This window comes from Janibacter melonis (genome assembly GCF_020567375.1).
GTDB classification, from domain to species: domain Bacteria; phylum Actinomycetota; class Actinomycetes; order Actinomycetales; family Dermatophilaceae; genus Marihabitans; species Marihabitans melonis.
In genome coordinates, this window is sequence record NZ_JAJBZM010000001.1 from 341028 (window position 1) to 356290 (window position 15263).

Consider the following 15263-nt stretch of genomic DNA (forward strand, 5'->3'; position numbering starts at 1 on the left):
GTCCCGGCGGGACGCCGGCGACGGGGGGCGAAGGGGTCAGCGCGCGGCGAGCGCGTCGTCGAACTCGACGGTCTGCGGCAGCTCGGCGTGACCGGCGAGGCGGAACCACCGCACGACACGCTTGCTGCGCACCCGCTGGACCTCCTTGACGGCGTCGTTGTGGAAGCGACGGGCCAGCTGCACCCGCAGCGCGGCCGCGTGGAGACGCTCGAGCGCCGCGGCGCCCGCGCCCCCGTCGGCCTGCACCTGCGCGACGACCTCGGGGCCGAGCGCCGCGCCCAGGGTCTCGGTGAGCTCGGACTCCACCCCTTCGCGCCCGGCGAAGTGCTGCCCCTCGAGGAGGTCGGTCTCGAAGGTCCGCTCCGTCGTGCGCTCGAGCGACTGGCTCGCCGCCGCCGCGACGAGGAAGCCCGTCGCCGGGTCGACGGCGCCGGAGTTGGCGACCTCGAGGGCGGCCTCGGCGCGTCGCACGAGCGCGGCGTCGAGCGCCGACAGGGCGCCCTCGACCTTCGCGTGGAGGCGGTCGAGCCGGGCCGCGGAGTAGCTGAGGTACCAGGCGAGGAGGGAGACGACGGCTGCGGTGACCGCGACCCACTCGAGGACGCTCATCGGCGCTCCCGCAGCCGGGTCGGGACCTCGCGCAGCGGCCGCGCGTCGAGGACGGTCTCGTAGACGGCGGTGATCTCGGCGGCGACGACCGACCAGTCGAAGTCGGCCGCCCGCTCCCGCCCGCACGCCGCGAGCTCCTCGCGCCGGGCGGGGTCGCGCAGCAGGGCGACGAGCTGCTCGGCGAGGTCGTGCGTGCGCTCGTTGCGGAAGGTCGCCCCCGCGCGGCCCCCGTCGAGGACCCGGACGAAGGCGGGGAGGTCGCTCGCGAGCACGGGCGCCCCGGCGGCCATCGCCTCGACGAGGACGATGCCGAAGCTCTCTCCGCCCGTGTGGGGGGCGACGTAGACGTCCACCGAGGAGAGGAAGGCCGCCTTGTCCTCCTCGCTGAGCGCCCCGAGCATCTCCGTCGCCGCCGCGACGTCCTGCGGCAGGCGCGAGTGCGCGGTCTGGGTCGAGCCCGGCCCGACGACGAGCAGGCGGGCGCCGGGGACCTCCCGCAGCACCTCGCTCATCGCCTCCGCGAGGACCGGCAGCCCCTTGCGCGGCTCGTCGACCCGGCCGAGGAAGCCGATCGTCGGACGGCCGGCCTCGCCCGACCACTGCGGCCGGCGCGAGGCGGCCGCGTAGGTCTGGGTCTCGACGCCGTTGGGGATGACGACGGCGTCGCCGCCGAGGTGGGTCGTCACCGTGCGGCGCGCGTCCTCGGAGACTGCGATGCGGGCGCTGATCTTCTCCAGCGACGGGCGCAGCAGCGGGTAGGCCGCCTGCATCGCCCGGGAGCGCAGGTTCGAGGTGTGGAAGGTCGCGACGACCGGCTGGGTCGCGGCCCACAGCGCGAGGACGGAGACGCTCGGGGTCACGGGCTCGTGGATGTGCAGCAGGTCGAAGTCGCCGTCGGCGATCCACCGGCTCACGCGGGCGGCGGTGAGCGGGCCGAAGTTGAGCCGGGCGACCGAGCCGTTGTAGCGGATGGGCACCGCGCGCCCGGCCGAGGTGACGTAGTCGGGCAAGACCGTGCCCTCGTCGGCCGGGGCGAGCACCTCGGCGTGGTGACCGTCGGCGAGCAGCCGGTCGGCGAGGTCGCGGATGTGGAACTGCACCCCGCCGGGCACGTCGAAGGAGTAGGGGCTGACGAGGCCGACCCTCATGCGGCCGCCTCGTCCGGGGCACGGCGTCGTGCTGAGAGGTCGGCGACGAAGACCCGCTGCATCATGTGCCAGTCCTGCGGGTGCTCGCGGATCGCCGCGCCGAGCGCGTCGGCGCAGGCCTGGGTCGCGGCGGCGACACGCTGGGTGCGGGTGCCCTCGGCGGGCACGTCGACGGCCGGGTGGACGGTGATGTCCAGGCCCCACCGGTGCCGTCCGCGGCGCACGTGACGCATCGTCACGGGGAAGAGCGGGACGCCGGTCTCGACGGCCAGGGCCGCGGGACCGGCGGCGACCCGGGCGCGCTCGCCGGCGAGGTCGACCTCGACCCCGCTCGCGGAGAGGTCGCGGTCGGAGAGCAGGGGCATGACGACCGGGTCGCCGGTGCGCAGCTGCGCGAGGAGGGCGCCGAAGGTGCCGCGCTCCGCCGGGTGGATCGTCATGCCGAGCTCGCCCTCGCGGAAGTCGAGGAAGGCCTGGAACATCTCCTCGGGCCGCAGCCGCTCCGCGACGGTGACGACGTGCCCGAGATGACGGGCGCACCACGCGCCGGCGAGGTCCCAGTTGCCCGTGTGGCCGAGGAAGGCGAGCACGGGGCGCCCCTGCTCGAGCTCGGCGAGCATCGGCTCGGTCCCCGTGATGTGCACGAGGTCGTCGACCTGCTCGCCCGACAGGGCCGGCAGGCGGAAGGCCTCGACGTAGTAGCGGAAGGCGCGGCGCACCCCGTCGGCCGTGAGCTCCTGCAGCTCGGCCGGACCGAGGTCGGGCCGCACGCGGGCGTAGTTGCTGCGCAGCCGCTGCACCGAGGAGCCGTCGCGGCGGGTGACGACGGCCGCGACGGCGTCAAAGAGGGCGTAGGCGAGCGGCGCGGGCAGCAGGCGCAGCGCACGCCACCCGGCCCGGAAGGCCAGGACGCTCGCCCGCTCCTGGAGGCGGGGCAGGGCGGGCACCGTGCTCAGCCCCGGGCGTCGAGCGCCGCGGCGGCCATCGCCTGGCTGCGCACGACGAGCATGCGCTGGAGCACGGTGACGGCGCTGGCGACGGCGAGGAGCGCGAGGACGACGGTGAGGACGCGCTCGGGCAGGCCGAGGCCGACGAGACCGGCGGTGACGAGCGCGGTGACGAGCCGGTCGGCCCGCTCGGCGATGCCGACGTCGGCGCTCATGCCCAGCCCCTCGGCGCGGGCCTTCGCGTACGAGACGAGACTGCCCAGGACCAGGCAGGCCAGGGCGAGGTAGCCGGTGAGCTGGTGCTCGCCGCCGGTGAAGTACCAGATCGCCAGGCCCGAGAAGATCGCCGCGTCGCCGAAGCGGTCGAGCGTGGAGTCGAGGTAGGCCCCCCACACGCCCTTGCGCCCCTGCATCCGCGCCATGACCCCGTCGAGGGTGTCGGAGAAGACGAAGGCGGTGATGACGAGGACGCCGACGAGCAGCTCTCCGCGCGGGAAGAAGAAGAGCGCGCCGAAGCACACCCCGAGGGTCCCCACGACGGTCACGACGTCCGGGCTGATGCCGAGCCGCAGGAGCAGCCGGGCCACGGGTGTGAAGATCGTGGTGAAGAAGGCGCGCGCGTATTTGTTGAGCATGGCCCTGCCAGGGTAGTGGCCCGCAGCCCGCCGCCCGACCACCTGCGGGGCGCGTCGCCTTGCCTGGGAGCGGCCCAGCGGCGAGGGTGGCGCCATGGGCGAAGGGGTGTCGAGGGGCTGGCGGCTGGCCGTCACCGGCCTCCTCGTCGGCGGGGTGGTCGCCGGCAGCCTCGTCGGCGACGACCGGTGGTGGCCCTTCTCGCCGATGTCGCAGTACGCCTTCCTCGTCGACAACCAGGGCGGCGTCATCAGCTCTCCGTACCTCGAGGCGACGACCGTGCAGGGGCAGGACGTCCGGGTCCGCCTGGACCGCGAGAACCTCGGCATGGAGCGCTCGGAGATCGAGGGCCAGCTGCGCAGCCTGCAGGCCGAGCCCTCCCGGCTGCAGGCCGTCGCCGTGCTCCACGCCCGGCGTCAGCCCGAGCAGCCCCGGTGGTCGCAGGTACGGCTCATGGACGACCGGCGGGTGCTCGGCGACGACCCGAGCCACGAGCAGGTGACGCTCGCCACGTGGGACGTCGAGCACCCCGAGGACCCGGAGCGCGGCCTGTGAGGGGCCTTGACCTCGCGATGCCCGAGGTGCCGCTCGCCCGGGTCGCCTGGATGCGGCGGCTCGTCTACCCCTTCGTCGTCTTCGACGTCCTCGTCAACGTCACCGACCCGATCCCCCACGGAGACGTCCCCGCCGAGCTCTACCGCGAGCTGCCGGTGCGCGCCCTGCTCGGGCTGCCTGCCCCCTCCCCCGGTTACGTCAGGGCGCTCCTCGTCGTGATCGTGCTCAGCGCGCTCGTCGCCGCGCTCGGGCGGCTGCCGCGGCTCGCGGGCGCGGTGTGCGGCCTCGGGATGCTCGACTGGATGAGCAACGCCTTCTCGTACAGCAAGATCGACCACGACCACTTCGCGCTCATGGTCGCCCTCCTCGTGCTGCCGACCGTCGGCGCCGCGCGCGCCGGCGACCTCACCCCGAGCCGGGCCGCGGGCTGGGCGCTGCGGATGATCCAGATGGGCGTCGTCGCGACGTACTTCCTGTCGGCCGTGGCGAAGATGCGCTTCGGCACGTGGCTGTGGGCCAACGGCTCGACCTTCGTGTGGGCCTTCAGCCGGCGCGGCAACGACGTCGCGCAGTGGCTCGCCGGTCACCCCGCGCTCGTCCACCTCACCCAGTGGTCGCTGCTCGGGCTCGAGTTCGTCTCACCGGTGCTGCTGTGGCTGCGCGGGCGGGGTCTGGCGATCGGCATCGGCATCTGCTTCGCCTTCCACGCGACGACGGCCTACCTGCTGCACATCCACTTCCTGCCGCTCGTGGTCTGCCTCTTCGCCTTCCTGCCGCTCGAGCGGCTCGGCGAGCTCAGGCGGGGTCGGGCCAGGCCTGCGCGAGCCGGTCGCGCGCGTCCTCGAGCAGGATCGGCAGCGCCTTCGTCTGCGCGATGATCGGCAGGAAGTTCATGTCGCCGCCCCACCGCGGGATGACGTGCTGGTGCAGGTGCGCGGCGACACCGGCCCCGGCGACCTCGCCCTGGTTCATCCCGAGGTTGAAGCCGTGCGGCGCCGAGGTCGCCTCGAGCACCCGGATCGCCGTCTTCGTCATCGCGGTGAACTCCGCGGTCTCCTCGTCGGTGAGGTCGACGTAGAGGGAGACGTGGCGGTAGGGGCAGACGAGGACGTGGCCCGCGTTGTACGGGAAGAGGTTCATCACGACGAAGCAGTGCTCGCCGCGGGCGACGACGAGGCCCTCGGCGTCCCCCTTCGCCGGTGCCGCGCAGAAGGGGCAGCCGTCCCCGGCCTCGGCGCTCGGCCGCTCCCCCGTCACGTACGCCATGCGGTGCGGGGTCCACAGCCGGCCGAAGCCGTCGGGCACCCCGGCGAGGCCGCGCGCGTCCTCGGTCGGCAGCTCCTCGTGCGTCATGCGCCCGATCCTACGGAGCGCGACAGGGACCGCTCACGGGGTCCACTGCATGACGCGGGGCGAGGGGGCGCCGAAGCCCGTCGCCTCGAAGAGCTCGCGACCGGCGTCGCTGCTGCGCAGCTCGAGCCAGCGCACCCCTTCGTCGCGCGCCGCGCGCTGCAGGCCCGTCATGAGCGCGCGGCCGACGCCGGTGCGGCGGTGCGACGGGGTGACGAAGACGGACTGGACGTACCACCACTCGGGGCGGCCCTCGGCCATGAGGCTCGGCAGCTTGCGCACGCGCAGGGCGAGCAGGCACCCGACCGGCGTCCCGTCGCCCAGCTCGGCGATCCACCCGCGGTAGCCGTCGATCTCGGCGAGGAGGGCGTCGGCGTACTCGGTGAGGAACCCCGCACGGGTCGCCCGCCCGACCTCGCGGTCGTGCTGGATCCGCAGCGCGGCCAGGGCGAAGGCGTCGCGGCGCTCGATCGGGCGGATGGTCGCGTCCATGCGCCGAAGACTAGGCCCTGGGCCGGGCGCGCTACGGCGCAGTACCGGTCGCGATCACGACCAGTACTGCGCCGTAGCAGGCGTCGGAGCCGGTGCCGCGGTCGGAGCCGGTGCCGGGGCCCGCGTCAGACCTGGGCGCGGGTGTCGATCGCCTCGCGGATCTTCGCGACCGCGTCGGCGACGGGCACGCCGTTCTCCTGCGAGCCGTCGCGGTAGCGGAAGGAGACCGCGCCGGCGGCCTGGTCCTCGGCACCCGCGATGAGGGTGAAGGGGACCTTCGACTTGCTCGCGTTGCGGATCTTCTTCGGGAAGCGGTCGTCGCTGCGGTCCATGTCGACCCGCACGCCGGCGGCGCGCAGCTGGTCGAGCACCTCCTGCAGGTAGGGCTCGAAGTCCTCTGCCACGGGCACGCCGAGCGCCTGCACCGGAGAGAGCCACACGGGGAAGGCACCGGCGTAGTGCTCGACGAGCACCCCGAAGAAGCGCTCGATGGAGCCGAACTTCGCCGAGTGGATCATCACCGGCTGCTGACGGGTGCCGTCGGCGGCCTGGTACTCGAGACCGAAGCGCTCGGGCTGGTTGAAGTCGTACTGGATCGTGCTCATCTGCCACGTGCGCCCGATGGCGTCCTTGGCCTGCACCGAGATCTTCGGGCCGTAGAAGGCCGCGCCGCCCGGGTCGTCGACGAGCGCGACGCCGAAGCTCTCGGCCGTCTCGCGCAGCACCTGCGTCGCGGTCTCCCACTGCTCGTCGGAGCCGATGAACTTGTCCTTCTTCTCGCCCTCCGTCGCACGCGTCGACAGCTCGAAGTAGTAGTCGTCGAGCCCGAAGTCCGTGAGCAGACCCGTGACGAAGCGCAGCAGGTGCTCGATCTCGCCCGGCGCCTGCTCGGCGGTGACGTAGGAGTGGCTGTCGTCCTGCGTCATCGCGCGCACGCGGGTCAGGCCGTGCACGACGCCGGACTTCTCGAAGCGGTAGACCGACCCGAACTCGAAGAGGCGCAGCGGCAGCTCGCGGTAGGAGCGACCGCGGCTGCGGAAGATGAGGTTGTGCATCGGGCAGTTCATCGCCTTGAGGCGGTACTCCGCGTGCTCCATGTGCATCGCCGGGAACATCGTGTCCGCGTAGTACGGCAGGTGCCCCGAGGTGTGGAAGAGCCCGTCCTTGGAGATGTGGGGCGTCGAGACGTACTCGAAGCCCTCCTCGATGTGGCGCCGGCGGACGTAGTCCTCCATCTCGCGCTTGATGACGCCGCCCTTGGGGTGGAAGACGACCATCCCGGACCCGAGCTCGTCGGGGAAGGAGAAGAGGTCGAGCTCGGCGCCGAGCTTGCGGTGGTCGCGGCGCTCGGCCTCCGCGAGACGCTCGAGGTAGGCCTTGAGGTCGTCCTTGGTCGGCCACGCCGTGCCGTAGATGCGCTGCAGCTGGGGGTTCTTCTCCGAGCCGCGCCAGTACGCGGCGGCGCTGCGCATCACCTTGTAGGCGTTGCCGATGACCTTCGTCGTCGGCACGTGGGGGCCGCGGCACAGGTCGCCCCACGCGACGCTGCCGTCGCGGCGCACGTTGTCGTAGATCGTCAGCTGGGCGCCGCCGACCTCGACGGAGGCGCCCTCTGCCGCCTCGTCGACGTCGCCGCCGGCGCCGCCCTTGAGCCCGATGAGCTCGCACTTGTAGGGCTCGCCGGCGAGCTCGGCGAGCGCGTCCTCGTCGGAGATCTCACGGCGCACGAAGGTCTGGCCCTCGTTGATGATCCGCTGCATCGCCTTCTCGAGGGCCTTGAGGTCCTCGGGGGTGAAGGGCTCGGCGACGTCGAAGTCGTAGTAGAAGCCGTCGCGGATCGGCGGGCCGATGCCGAGCTTCGCGTCCGCGTGCGCCTGCTGCACGGCCTGGGCGAGGACGTGAGCGGTCGAGTGCCGCAGCACGTCGAGCCCGTCCTGCTCCTGCGCCGTCACCGGCTCGACGACGTCCCCGTCCGCGAGGACGTGGGCGAGGTCGCGCAGCTCGCCGCCGACGCGGGCGACGAGGACGTCACGGCGGCCCTCGAAGAGGTCGGCGGCGGTGGTGCCCTGCTCGACCGCTCGCTCGTCTCCGGCGACGTGGACGGTGATCTGGGCTGGCACGGCGGCGCTCCTGGGGTGTGCGGGTACTCGGTCGGCGGTCCGGGGGCGCCGAGGACGGCGCGGTGGACCGGGGTCGACTCTATCCGGGGCGAAGGGGTGTCCCCACCTCGCCGGGGCCTCACCCCTGCGCGGTGAGCCGGGGGTCGAGGACCCCGTCGTCGAGGAAGGTCCGCAGCCGCACGAGGGTCGCCGCGAGGTAGGCCTCGACCTCGGGGCGCAGCGCGCTCGTGCTGCTCGCGAGCAGCGAGCTCGTGAGGTGCAGCTGGCGACCGGCGAGCAGCCCCTCGAAGGTCGCGTCGTCCAGCGGCGGGAGCGGGCGCACGGAGGCGTACCCGGCGAGCAGCGCCGTCGGCGCGTCGTCGTCGGGGCTGCGCCGCAGCGCGAAGGTGGCGACGGCCAGGTCGTGGGCGGCGGGGGCGAGCACCGCGTCGTCGAGGTCGACGACCCACGGGCGGTCGCGCCCGCTCTGCCACAGCAGCGCGTCGGGGCGCAGGTCGCCGTGGACGACGTGCACCTCGTGCTCACGGGCTCGCGACAGCGCGGTCTGCGCCAGCTCCAGGCTCGTCTCGACGACGGCGACGTCGCTCGGGTGGCCGAGCGCACCGGTGAGCAGCTCGGGGTACCCGGCGAGCGGGTCGAGCAGCTCGGCGAAGGCGCCCTCGGGCGCCGCCCAGCCGCTCGCCTGCTCGTGCATGCGGGCCGCGGTCGCGCCGAGCGCCCGGGCCCGGTCGGCGTCGAGGTCGGTGACCCCTTCGCCCTCGCACCACCACGTCGCGCTCGCCCGCAGCTGCTCGTCGGGCGCGAGGCCGGGCAGGAGCACCTGCTCCTCCCCCGCCGGTCCGGTCCACGGGGTGGCGACGTCGACGCCGGCCATCGCGAGGGCCTGCGCCCAGGCGGCGCGTCCGTGGACCCGGCCCTCGTCGGCGTCCACGACGGGCCGCAGCCGCAGCGCGAGGCGGCCACCGCCGACGAGGTCGACGGCGAAGGTGGTGGCGCCCGGTGCCACCGGGCCCAGCCGCTCGGCCTCGATGCCGAGCAGCGGCAGCGCCCGCCCCGCGGCCTCGCGCAGCGCGACGTCCGCGGGAAGGCCGGCGCCGTCCGCGGTCACAGGGTGTCCCCGGATCGCGGCGCCTCGGTGTCGTCGTCGGGGTCGGGCCCGATCGCCTCGACCGGCAGGGCGATGCCCGGCCGGGCGGCGTCGACGACCTGGAGCATCCGGGTCGCGTCGACGAGCAGCGAGCCGTAGGCGAAGACACCCGCCCCGGCCTCGTACACCTCGTCGCCGAGGGTCGTGATGCGGTCCTGGCAGCGATCGAGGATCTCGGTGAGCTCGTCGCGCGCGGCGTCGTCGGTCCGGTCGAGCAGCGACATTCCGCTCGCGAGGTCGAGGAGCACCTCGCCGAAGGCCTCGAGGTAGCGCTCGCTCGGCGGCTGCACGGGGTGCTCGGGGTCGCGCACCTCCGACAGCGTCGCGGCGATCCCGGCGATCTGGGCCTGGATGGCCCGCAGCGCGCGGACGGCGTCGCGGTACCCGGTCCAGTCCGCGTCGGTGCGCTTGAGCACCATGCGGGGGTTCATCCGGGTGCTCTCCTGCCCGAGGTCGACGGCGGCGAGCACCGACGGTGCCTCGTCGGCGAGGCGCTCGCTGCGCTGGGCCCACTCCTGGGCCTCCTCGACGGTCCAGGACCCGCCCCTCAGCGCCTTGCCGACGTCGGTGACGAGGTCGTAGGCCTCTCCCGCGATGCGCCGCAGCCGCTGCCGCGAGGTCTCGATGTGGGCGGGCGGGGCGACGGCCGCGTTGACGGCGATGCCGATCGCTCCGCCCATGACGGTCTCGAGCATCGTCGCGACGGTGAAGTCGGTGTCGGTCCCGCCCGCGGTGATGAGCGAGAGCAGGGCCATCGTCGGCACCATCGAGCCGTGGTCGCCGAGCGCCGGGATCCGCCCGATCGCGACGGCCACGGCGAGGACGGGGAGCATCGTCCACCAGTGGAGCCCGACGGCGAGCCCGGCGCCGGCGGCCATGAGCATCCCGATGAGCACGGCCACGAGGCGCTGCACGCTGCCGCTCACCGAGCGGGCGATGGTGCGCTCGACGACGAGCATCGCGGCGAGCGGTGCGTACGTGGGGGTCGAGCTGTCGAAGACGTTGGAGGCGAGGGTCCACGCGGCGGTGCCCGCGACGGCGGCCTTGATCACCAGCATCACCGTGCCGCGGGCCCACGGGTCGCCCTCGCGGGCGTTGCGGGCCGTGACGACGACCGGGGTGACGACCTCGCCCTGCATCCGGCGGCGCCAGGCCGCCTGCTGGGCCGGCGTCGGTTCATCGCTCATGCGAGGGGACCGTAGTCCCCCGTCGCCCCGGTCACCGCATCGGCGTCCCCCCTCTGACCTGGGCGGACGCCCCGCGGGCCGCTCAGCGCCCGGTGAGGCAGAAGTCGGCGACCCGGTCGGCGTGGGCGCGCATCGAGTCGACGAGCGGCAGCGGCGCGGCGTGGCCGTCGCGGAAGAGGTGCTCGATCTCCGTGCACGCGAGGACGGCCGCCTCGGCCCCGCGGTCGGCGAGCTCGCCCATGACCCGGACGTGCTCGGCGCGGGAGGCGTCGGTGACGACGCCGCGGGTCAGCTCGTCGAAGACGACCCGGTCGACGAGCTCCCGGTCGACGGCGTCGGGGACGACGACCTCGACCCCCTTCGCGGCGAGCCGCTGCGCGTAGAAGTCCTCCTCCATCACCCAGCGGCTGCCGAGGAGCGCGGCGGTCGTCACGCCCTGCGCGACGAGCCGGTCGGCGACCGCGTCGGCGATGTGGAGCACGGGCACGTCGACGCGCGCCTGCACGGCCGGGGCGACCTTGTGCATGAGGTTGGTGCAGATGGCGATCGCGCGGGCGCCCGAGGCCTCGAGACGCTCGCCGGCCGCGGCGAGCGCGTCGCCGGCGCCGTCCCAGTCCTCGGCGAGCTGGGCGGCCCGCACCTGCTCGAAGTCGAGCGACTCGACCGCCAGACGGGCGCTGCGGTGCCCACCGAGGCGGTCCTGCACCCGGGCGTTGACGCAGCGGTAGTACTCGAGCGTGGAGTACCAGCTCATCCCGCCGATGAGACCGACCTTGTGCGTCGCCTGCGCGGCGTCGTCGGCGAAGGGGGACGCCGTCGCGGCGTCGGGGGCGGCGGTGAGAGCACTCATGGGTCCATCGTCCCGACGCCGCGAGCTCTACGGAATCCGTCATCTCCTAGGAGGGCCCATAAGCCATGCTTGGGTCATGGACGACGTGCCCGACCTCGACCCCCGCCGGCTGCTCGTCTTCCGCGAGGTCGTCCGCGCCGGCTCGATCAGCGCCGGGGCGCGCCGTCTCGGGTGGACCCAGCCGGCGGTGAGCCAGCACCTCGCGGCCCTCGAGCGGGCCGCCGGGATGCCGCTGCTGCTGCGCGGGCCGCGCGGGGTCGAGCCGACCGAGCCCGGTCGGGCGCTCATGACGCACGCCGACGCGGTCGCGGCCCGGCTGGCCGACGCGAGCGCCGAGCTCGCGGCCTTCGCCGACCGGGCGACGGGTCGGGTCCGGGTCGCGGCCTTCCCCTCCGGCGCCGCGGTCGTGCTGCCCCCGGCACTGCGGCGGCTCGCCGAGGCGCACCCGGCGATGCGCGTCGACCTCGTCGAGGCCGAGCCCCCGCAGGCCCTCGACCTCGTACGGGCGGGCGACGCCGACCTCGGTCTCGTCTTCGACTACGGCAGCACGGACGAGCCGGCGGGCGACCTCGTGGTCGTGCCGGTCGGCTCCGACGCGACGCGCCTCGTCCTGCCCCGCGACCACCCGCTGGCCGGCGCGAGCGGCCCGGCCGACCTCGGCGACCTCGCCGACGACACGTGGGTCGCCGGGTGCCCCCGGTGCAGCGCGCACCTCGTCGAGGCGGCGGGCGCGGCGGGCTTCGTGCCCGACGTGCGGCACACGACCGACGACTACGTGCTCGCGCAGGCGCTCGTCGCGCAGGGGCTCGGCGTCACGCTGCTGCCTGAGACGGCGCTGCAGGCCTACCGGCACCCCGACGTCGTCGTGCGGCCGGCACGGCGCACCCGGGCGCGCCGCCACCACCTCGTGCACCGCCCCGGGGCGCAGCACCTGCCCGCCGTGGCGGCCGTCGTCGCGGCGCTGCGGGAGTCGGTCCCTGCCGGGCCGGTCAGGCGGACGGCAGGGTGATGACCTGCACGCCGTCTTCGGTGATGGCGACCGTGTGCTCGCTGTGCGCGGTGCGCGCGCCCGTGGCGCTGCGCAGGGTCCAGCCGTCGTCGTCGGTGACGAGACGGGCCGTGTCGGCCATGACCCACGGCTCGATCGCGAGCATGAGGCCGGGGCGCAGCTGGTAGCCGCGGCCGGGGCGGCCGTCGTTCGCCACGTGCGGGTCCTGGTGCATCGTCGAGCCGATGCCGTGACCGCCGAACTCGAGGTTGACCTCGTACCCGGCGTCCTTGAGGACCGTGCCGATGGCGTGCGAGATGTCGCCGATGCGCGCGCCGGGTGCAGCGGCCGAGATCGCGGCGGCGAGCGCCCGCTCGGTGGTCTCGATCATCGCGAGGTCGGCCGGGTCCTGGGTCGGGCCGACGACGAAGCTCAGCGCCGAGTCGGCTGCGACGCCGTCGAGGACGACGGCGAGGTCGAGCGAGACGAGGTCGCCGTCGGCGAGCTCGTAGTCGTGCGGCAGCCCGTGCAGGACGGCGTCGTTGACCGAGGTGCAGATGTAGTGCCCGAAGGGTCCCCGCCCGAAGGACGGCGCGTAGTCGACGTAGCACGACGTCGCACCCGCGCCGAGGATCATCTCCTTGGCCCACCGGTCGATGTCGAGCAGGTTGGTGCCGACGGTCGCGCGGTCGCGAGCGGTGCGCAGGATGTCGGCGACGAGCGCACCGGTCCGGCGCGCCCTCTCGACGTCGGCGCGGTCGAGGATCTCGATCATCGTGGGTCCCTCCAGGTCCGCGACCGGTCGGCCGCCACCCCATCCTCTCCCACGGCTCCCCCACCCCTTCGCCGAACCCCGCTCCTGGTCCGCGAGCCCCGGTCGTCGCGGCCCCGCGAGGACCGGGCCTGACGGACGACGACCGGGCCTCGGCGAAGGGGGCGCCCGCCACGAGCGGTGAGCGGCCGTCTGCGGGCGACGGGGCGACGGGGCGAAGGGGGTCAGTCGAGCGTGAGGACGAGGTGCTCGGTCTCGGGGTGGCGGGCCCGGCGCAGGGCGAGGACGGCCGTCGCACCCGGCGCGGTGGGGCCCGCGACGAGCTCGACCCGGCCCGGCAGCAGCACCGGCTTCTTGAACCACACGTGGCTGGTCGACGGGCCGTTCGCCCGCGGCCCGAGGGTGCCCAGGCACCGGGCGTAGGTCCACATCCCGTGCGCGATCGCCGACGGGAAGCCCATCGCCCGCGCGGTGAGCGCGCTCATGTGGATCGGGTTGACGTCGCCGGAGACCCGCGCGTACTGCCGACCGAGGTCGCCGGGCAGCGACCACACCGCGGCGGGGTGACCGGTCGGCGTGGCCGGAGGGGCGTCGCCGCGCGGTGCCTCGGCATCGCCGCGGCCGCGCGCGAGGTACGTCGAGCGCCCCTCCCAGACGACCTCACCGGCGACCTCGGTCACCGTGACGAGGTCGACCGTGCGCCCCTTCGGGTGCGGGGCGAGCCGCTCCGCGTGCACGGTGATGTCGAGGACGTCGTCGGCGGTCAGCCGGCGGTGCACGGTGATCGCGTTCTCCACGTGGACGAGCCCGACGAGCGGCAGCGGGAAGCCGCGCCGGCTCATGAGCTCCATCTGCAGCGGGAAGCCGAGGACGTGCGGGTAGGTGTGCGGCAGCGTGTCGTCGGCGGCGAAGCCGCACAGCCGCTGGTAGGTGCGCAGGTCGCCCCGGTCGACCCGCTGCTCGGCGAGCCGCAGGGAGACGTCGGGGAAAGTCTCCCCCTTCGCCCGGCCGCCGACCGCCGAGCGCAGGAAGACCGGACCCAGCCGCGGGGTGCGGGTCAGCGTCTCGGTCGCCATCAGGCGCCCAGGAGCATCTGGCCGCAGACCCGCACGACGTTGCCGGTGACGCCGCGGTTGGCGTCCCACGCGAACCAGCCGATGGTCTCGGCGACGTCGACGGTCTGCCCGCCCTGGCTCAGGCTGTTCGTCAGCCGGCCGATCTCGCGGGTGGCGAGCGGGATCTTCGCCGTCATCTCGGTCTCGATGAAGCCCGGCGCCACGGCGTTGACCGTGACCCCCTTCGCCCGGATCTGCTCGTCCTGCGCCAGCGCGGTCGTCATGCCGATGACACCGGCCTTGCTCGCCGCGTAGTTCGCCTGGCCGCGGTTGCCCGCGATGCCGGCGATCGAGGCGACGTTGACGACATGCCCGCCCTCGCGGATCGCCGGGACGAGCGCCTCGTTCATCGCGAGGATCGACGTGAGGTTGACGTCGAGCACCGAGGCCCAGCGCTCCGCGTCGGTGTTGGCGAGCAGCTTGTCACGGGTGATGCCGGCGTTGTGGACGACGACGTCGAAGCCGCCGTGCCGGGCCTGCGCGTGCTCGACGATCTTCGCGCCCGCGTCGGGCGAGGTGACGTCGACCTGCAGCGCGGTGCCGCCGATGCGGTTGGCGACCTCGGCGAGCGGTCCGCCGGCGGCGGGGATGTCGACGCAGACGACGGTCGCGCCGTCGCGGGCGAGGACGTCGGCGATCGAGGCGCCGATGCCGCGCGCCGCACCGGTGACGACGGCGACCTTGCCGGCGAGCGGCTGGTCCCAGTCGGCCGGGGCCTCGACCGGCGCGACAGGCTCGCCGACGCGCACGACCTGGGCGTCGACGTAGGCCGAGCGCCCGGAGAGCAGGAAGCGGATCGTCGCGTCGACGCCCTCGTCGGCGCCCTCGGCGACGAGCACGAGGTTGGCCGTGCCCCCGCCGCGCATCTCCTTGCCGACCGAGCGCACGACGCCCTCGAGCGCGCGGCGCGCCGCGGACTGGGCGACCGAGGTCGCCTCCTCGACGGGCCGGCCGACGACGACGACGCGACCGGTCGGGGCGAGGGTCTTCAGCGCCGGCGAGAGGACGGCGCGCAGCGACTCGAGGTCGGCCGGGCTCTCCACCGAGGTCATGTCGACGACCACGCCGGCGACCGAGGTCGAGGCGCTCGTCGCCACGGGGATGCCCTCGGCCTCGAGCAGCCCGCGGACGCGGTCGGCGACCGGCGTCTGCCCGTGGCCGCCGAGCAGGACGGCCCCGGGGATGAGCGAGTCGCCGACGCGGTGCCGCCGCAGCCGGGTCGGGCGGGGCAGCCCGAGCGAGGTGGCCAGCTGCTTGCCGATGCCGCCGCTGACGAGCTTGCCGTAGTCGAATGCCATGGAGGTGGTCTCCTCGTGTGTGGTGGGGCGAAGGGGGTGTGCGGCGCGGGCC

16 protein-coding genes are annotated in these 15263 nt (G+C 74.4%); 3 read left to right on the forward strand and 13 right to left on the reverse strand.

Annotation, left to right across the window (positions count from 1 at the left end; genetic code table 11):
• Nucleotides 1–36: 36 nt before the first annotated feature.
• From LIV55_RS01610 to pgsA, 4 genes are read right to left on the reverse strand one after another with little or no spacing between them, the layout of a single operon-like run.
• Entirely contained in the window at nucleotides 37–609 is a 573-nt protein-coding gene (locus LIV55_RS01610; protein WP_191681819.1) for a hypothetical protein, read from the reverse strand.
• Nucleotides 606–1757: a glycosyltransferase family 4 protein gene (locus tag LIV55_RS01615; protein WP_229298980.1), complete on the reverse strand. Its 1152-nt coding sequence runs from the start codon at nucleotides 1755–1757 to the stop codon at nucleotides 606–608. Before LIV55_RS01615 ends, LIV55_RS01610 begins: the two co-directional genes overlap by 4 nt.
• On the reverse strand, nucleotides 1754–2704 hold the full coding sequence (locus tag LIV55_RS01620) for a phosphatidylinositol mannoside acyltransferase (RefSeq protein WP_224766943.1): 951 nt from the start codon (nucleotides 2702–2704) through the stop codon (nucleotides 1754–1756). The genes LIV55_RS01615 and LIV55_RS01620 overlap by 4 nt, the downstream gene beginning before the upstream one ends.
• 5 nt (nucleotides 2705–2709) lie before the next feature.
• The gene (gene pgsA, locus LIV55_RS01625) at nucleotides 2710–3339 is read right to left on the reverse strand and encodes a phosphatidylinositol phosphate synthase (protein ID WP_191564254.1); all 630 of its coding nucleotides are present in this window, start codon (nucleotides 3337–3339) and stop codon (nucleotides 2710–2712) included.
• Nucleotides 3340–3433: 94 nt separating this feature from the next.
• On the opposite strand from pgsA, the gene LIV55_RS01630 reads away from it, so the two are divergent.
• Both LIV55_RS01630 and LIV55_RS01635 read left to right on the forward strand, forming a co-directional pair.
• Nucleotides 3434–3892: a hypothetical protein gene (locus tag LIV55_RS01630; protein ID WP_229298981.1), complete on the forward strand. Its 459-nt coding sequence runs from the start codon at nucleotides 3434–3436 to the stop codon at nucleotides 3890–3892.
• The gene (locus tag LIV55_RS01635; protein ID WP_229298982.1) at nucleotides 3889–4770 is read left to right on the forward strand and encodes an HTTM domain-containing protein; all 882 of its coding nucleotides are present in this window, start codon (nucleotides 3889–3891) and stop codon (nucleotides 4768–4770) included. Before LIV55_RS01630 ends, LIV55_RS01635 begins: the two co-directional genes overlap by 4 nt.
• Here LIV55_RS01635 and LIV55_RS01640 read toward each other — a convergent pair.
• The 6 genes from LIV55_RS01640 to LIV55_RS01665 form a co-directional block, all read right to left on the reverse strand.
• On the reverse strand, nucleotides 4688–5245 hold the full coding sequence (locus LIV55_RS01640; protein ID WP_068275577.1) for an HIT family protein: 558 nt from the start codon (nucleotides 5243–5245) through the stop codon (nucleotides 4688–4690). The two genes, LIV55_RS01635 and LIV55_RS01640, sit on opposite strands and share 83 nt — an antisense overlap.
• Before the next feature lie 33 nt (nucleotides 5246–5278).
• Complete coding sequence (locus LIV55_RS01645; protein ID WP_123091840.1) at nucleotides 5279–5734, reverse strand: GNAT family N-acetyltransferase; 456 nt, start codon at nucleotides 5732–5734, stop codon at nucleotides 5279–5281.
• 125 nt (nucleotides 5735–5859) lie between these two features.
• Complete coding sequence (gene thrS / locus LIV55_RS01650; protein WP_229298983.1) at nucleotides 5860–7854, reverse strand: threonine--tRNA ligase; 1995 nt, start codon at nucleotides 7852–7854, stop codon at nucleotides 5860–5862.
• 118 nt (nucleotides 7855–7972) lie between these two features.
• On the reverse strand, nucleotides 7973–8962 hold the full coding sequence (locus LIV55_RS01655) for a phosphotransferase enzyme family protein (protein ID WP_229298984.1): 990 nt from the start codon (nucleotides 8960–8962) through the stop codon (nucleotides 7973–7975).
• Nucleotides 8959–10188 carry an FUSC family protein gene (locus LIV55_RS01660; RefSeq protein ID WP_229298985.1) on the reverse strand — a complete coding sequence of 410 codons (1230 nt, stop codon included), beginning with the start codon at nucleotides 10186–10188 and terminating at the stop codon, nucleotides 8959–8961. Before LIV55_RS01660 ends, LIV55_RS01655 begins: the two co-directional genes overlap by 4 nt.
• An 82-nt stretch (nucleotides 10189–10270) precedes the next feature.
• A complete protein-coding gene (locus tag LIV55_RS01665; protein WP_229298986.1) occupies nucleotides 10271–11038 on the reverse strand; it encodes an aspartate/glutamate racemase family protein in 768 nt (255 codons plus the stop codon).
• Between the two features lie 76 nt (nucleotides 11039–11114).
• Between LIV55_RS01665 and LIV55_RS01670 the strand changes: the two genes are divergently transcribed.
• A complete protein-coding gene (locus LIV55_RS01670; RefSeq protein ID WP_123091845.1) occupies nucleotides 11115–12047 on the forward strand; it encodes a LysR family transcriptional regulator in 933 nt (310 codons plus the stop codon).
• Here LIV55_RS01670 and map read toward each other — a convergent pair.
• From map to LIV55_RS01685, 3 genes are all read right to left on the reverse strand, one after another.
• Complete coding sequence (map, locus tag LIV55_RS01675; protein WP_191564246.1) at nucleotides 12028–12801, reverse strand: type I methionyl aminopeptidase; 774 nt, start codon at nucleotides 12799–12801, stop codon at nucleotides 12028–12030. The two genes, LIV55_RS01670 and map, sit on opposite strands and share 20 nt — an antisense overlap.
• 221 nt (nucleotides 12802–13022) lie before the next feature.
• Nucleotides 13023–13874 (reverse strand): MaoC/PaaZ C-terminal domain-containing protein, encoded by an 852-nt coding sequence (locus LIV55_RS01680; RefSeq protein WP_229298987.1) that lies wholly within the window; start codon nucleotides 13872–13874, stop codon nucleotides 13023–13025.
• On the reverse strand, nucleotides 13874–15211 hold the full coding sequence (locus tag LIV55_RS01685; RefSeq protein ID WP_229298988.1) for a 3-oxoacyl-ACP reductase: 1338 nt from the start codon (nucleotides 15209–15211) through the stop codon (nucleotides 13874–13876). The genes LIV55_RS01680 and LIV55_RS01685 overlap by 1 nt, the downstream gene beginning before the upstream one ends.
• Between the last annotated feature and the right edge of the window lie 52 nt (nucleotides 15212–15263).

Excerpts from the sequence above, each read along its gene's own strand:
- LIV55_RS01610 (WP_191681819.1), bottom strand. The coding sequence starts at position 609 with ATGAGCGTCCTCGAGTGGGTCGCGGTCACCGCAGCCGTCGTCTCCCTC.
- LIV55_RS01615 (WP_229298980.1), bottom strand. The coding sequence starts at position 1,757 with ATGAGGGTCGGCCTCGTCAGCCCCTACTCCTTCGACGTGCCCGGCGGG.
- pgsA (WP_191564254.1), bottom strand. The coding sequence starts at position 3,339 with ATGCTCAACAAATACGCGCGCGCCTTCTTCACCACGATCTTCACACCC.
- LIV55_RS01630 (WP_229298981.1), top strand. The coding sequence starts at position 3,434 with ATGGGCGAAGGGGTGTCGAGGGGCTGGCGGCTGGCCGTCACCGGCCTC.
- LIV55_RS01640 (WP_068275577.1), bottom strand. The coding sequence starts at position 5,245 with ATGACGCACGAGGAGCTGCCGACCGAGGACGCGCGCGGCCTCGCCGGG.
- LIV55_RS01645 (WP_123091840.1), bottom strand. The coding sequence starts at position 5,734 with ATGGACGCGACCATCCGCCCGATCGAGCGCCGCGACGCCTTCGCCCTG.
- LIV55_RS01660 (WP_229298985.1), bottom strand. The coding sequence starts at position 10,188 with ATGAGCGATGAACCGACGCCGGCCCAGCAGGCGGCCTGGCGCCGCCGG.
- LIV55_RS01665 (WP_229298986.1), bottom strand. The coding sequence starts at position 11,038 with ATGAGTGCTCTCACCGCCGCCCCCGACGCCGCGACGGCGTCCCCCTTC.
- LIV55_RS01670 (WP_123091845.1), top strand. The coding sequence starts at position 11,115 with ATGGACGACGTGCCCGACCTCGACCCCCGCCGGCTGCTCGTCTTCCGC.
- map (WP_191564246.1), bottom strand. The coding sequence starts at position 12,801 with ATGATCGAGATCCTCGACCGCGCCGACGTCGAGAGGGCGCGCCGGACC.
- LIV55_RS01680 (WP_229298987.1), bottom strand. The coding sequence starts at position 13,874 with ATGGCGACCGAGACGCTGACCCGCACCCCGCGGCTGGGTCCGGTCTTC.
- LIV55_RS01685 (WP_229298988.1), bottom strand. The coding sequence starts at position 15,211 with ATGGCATTCGACTACGGCAAGCTCGTCAGCGGCGGCATCGGCAAGCAG.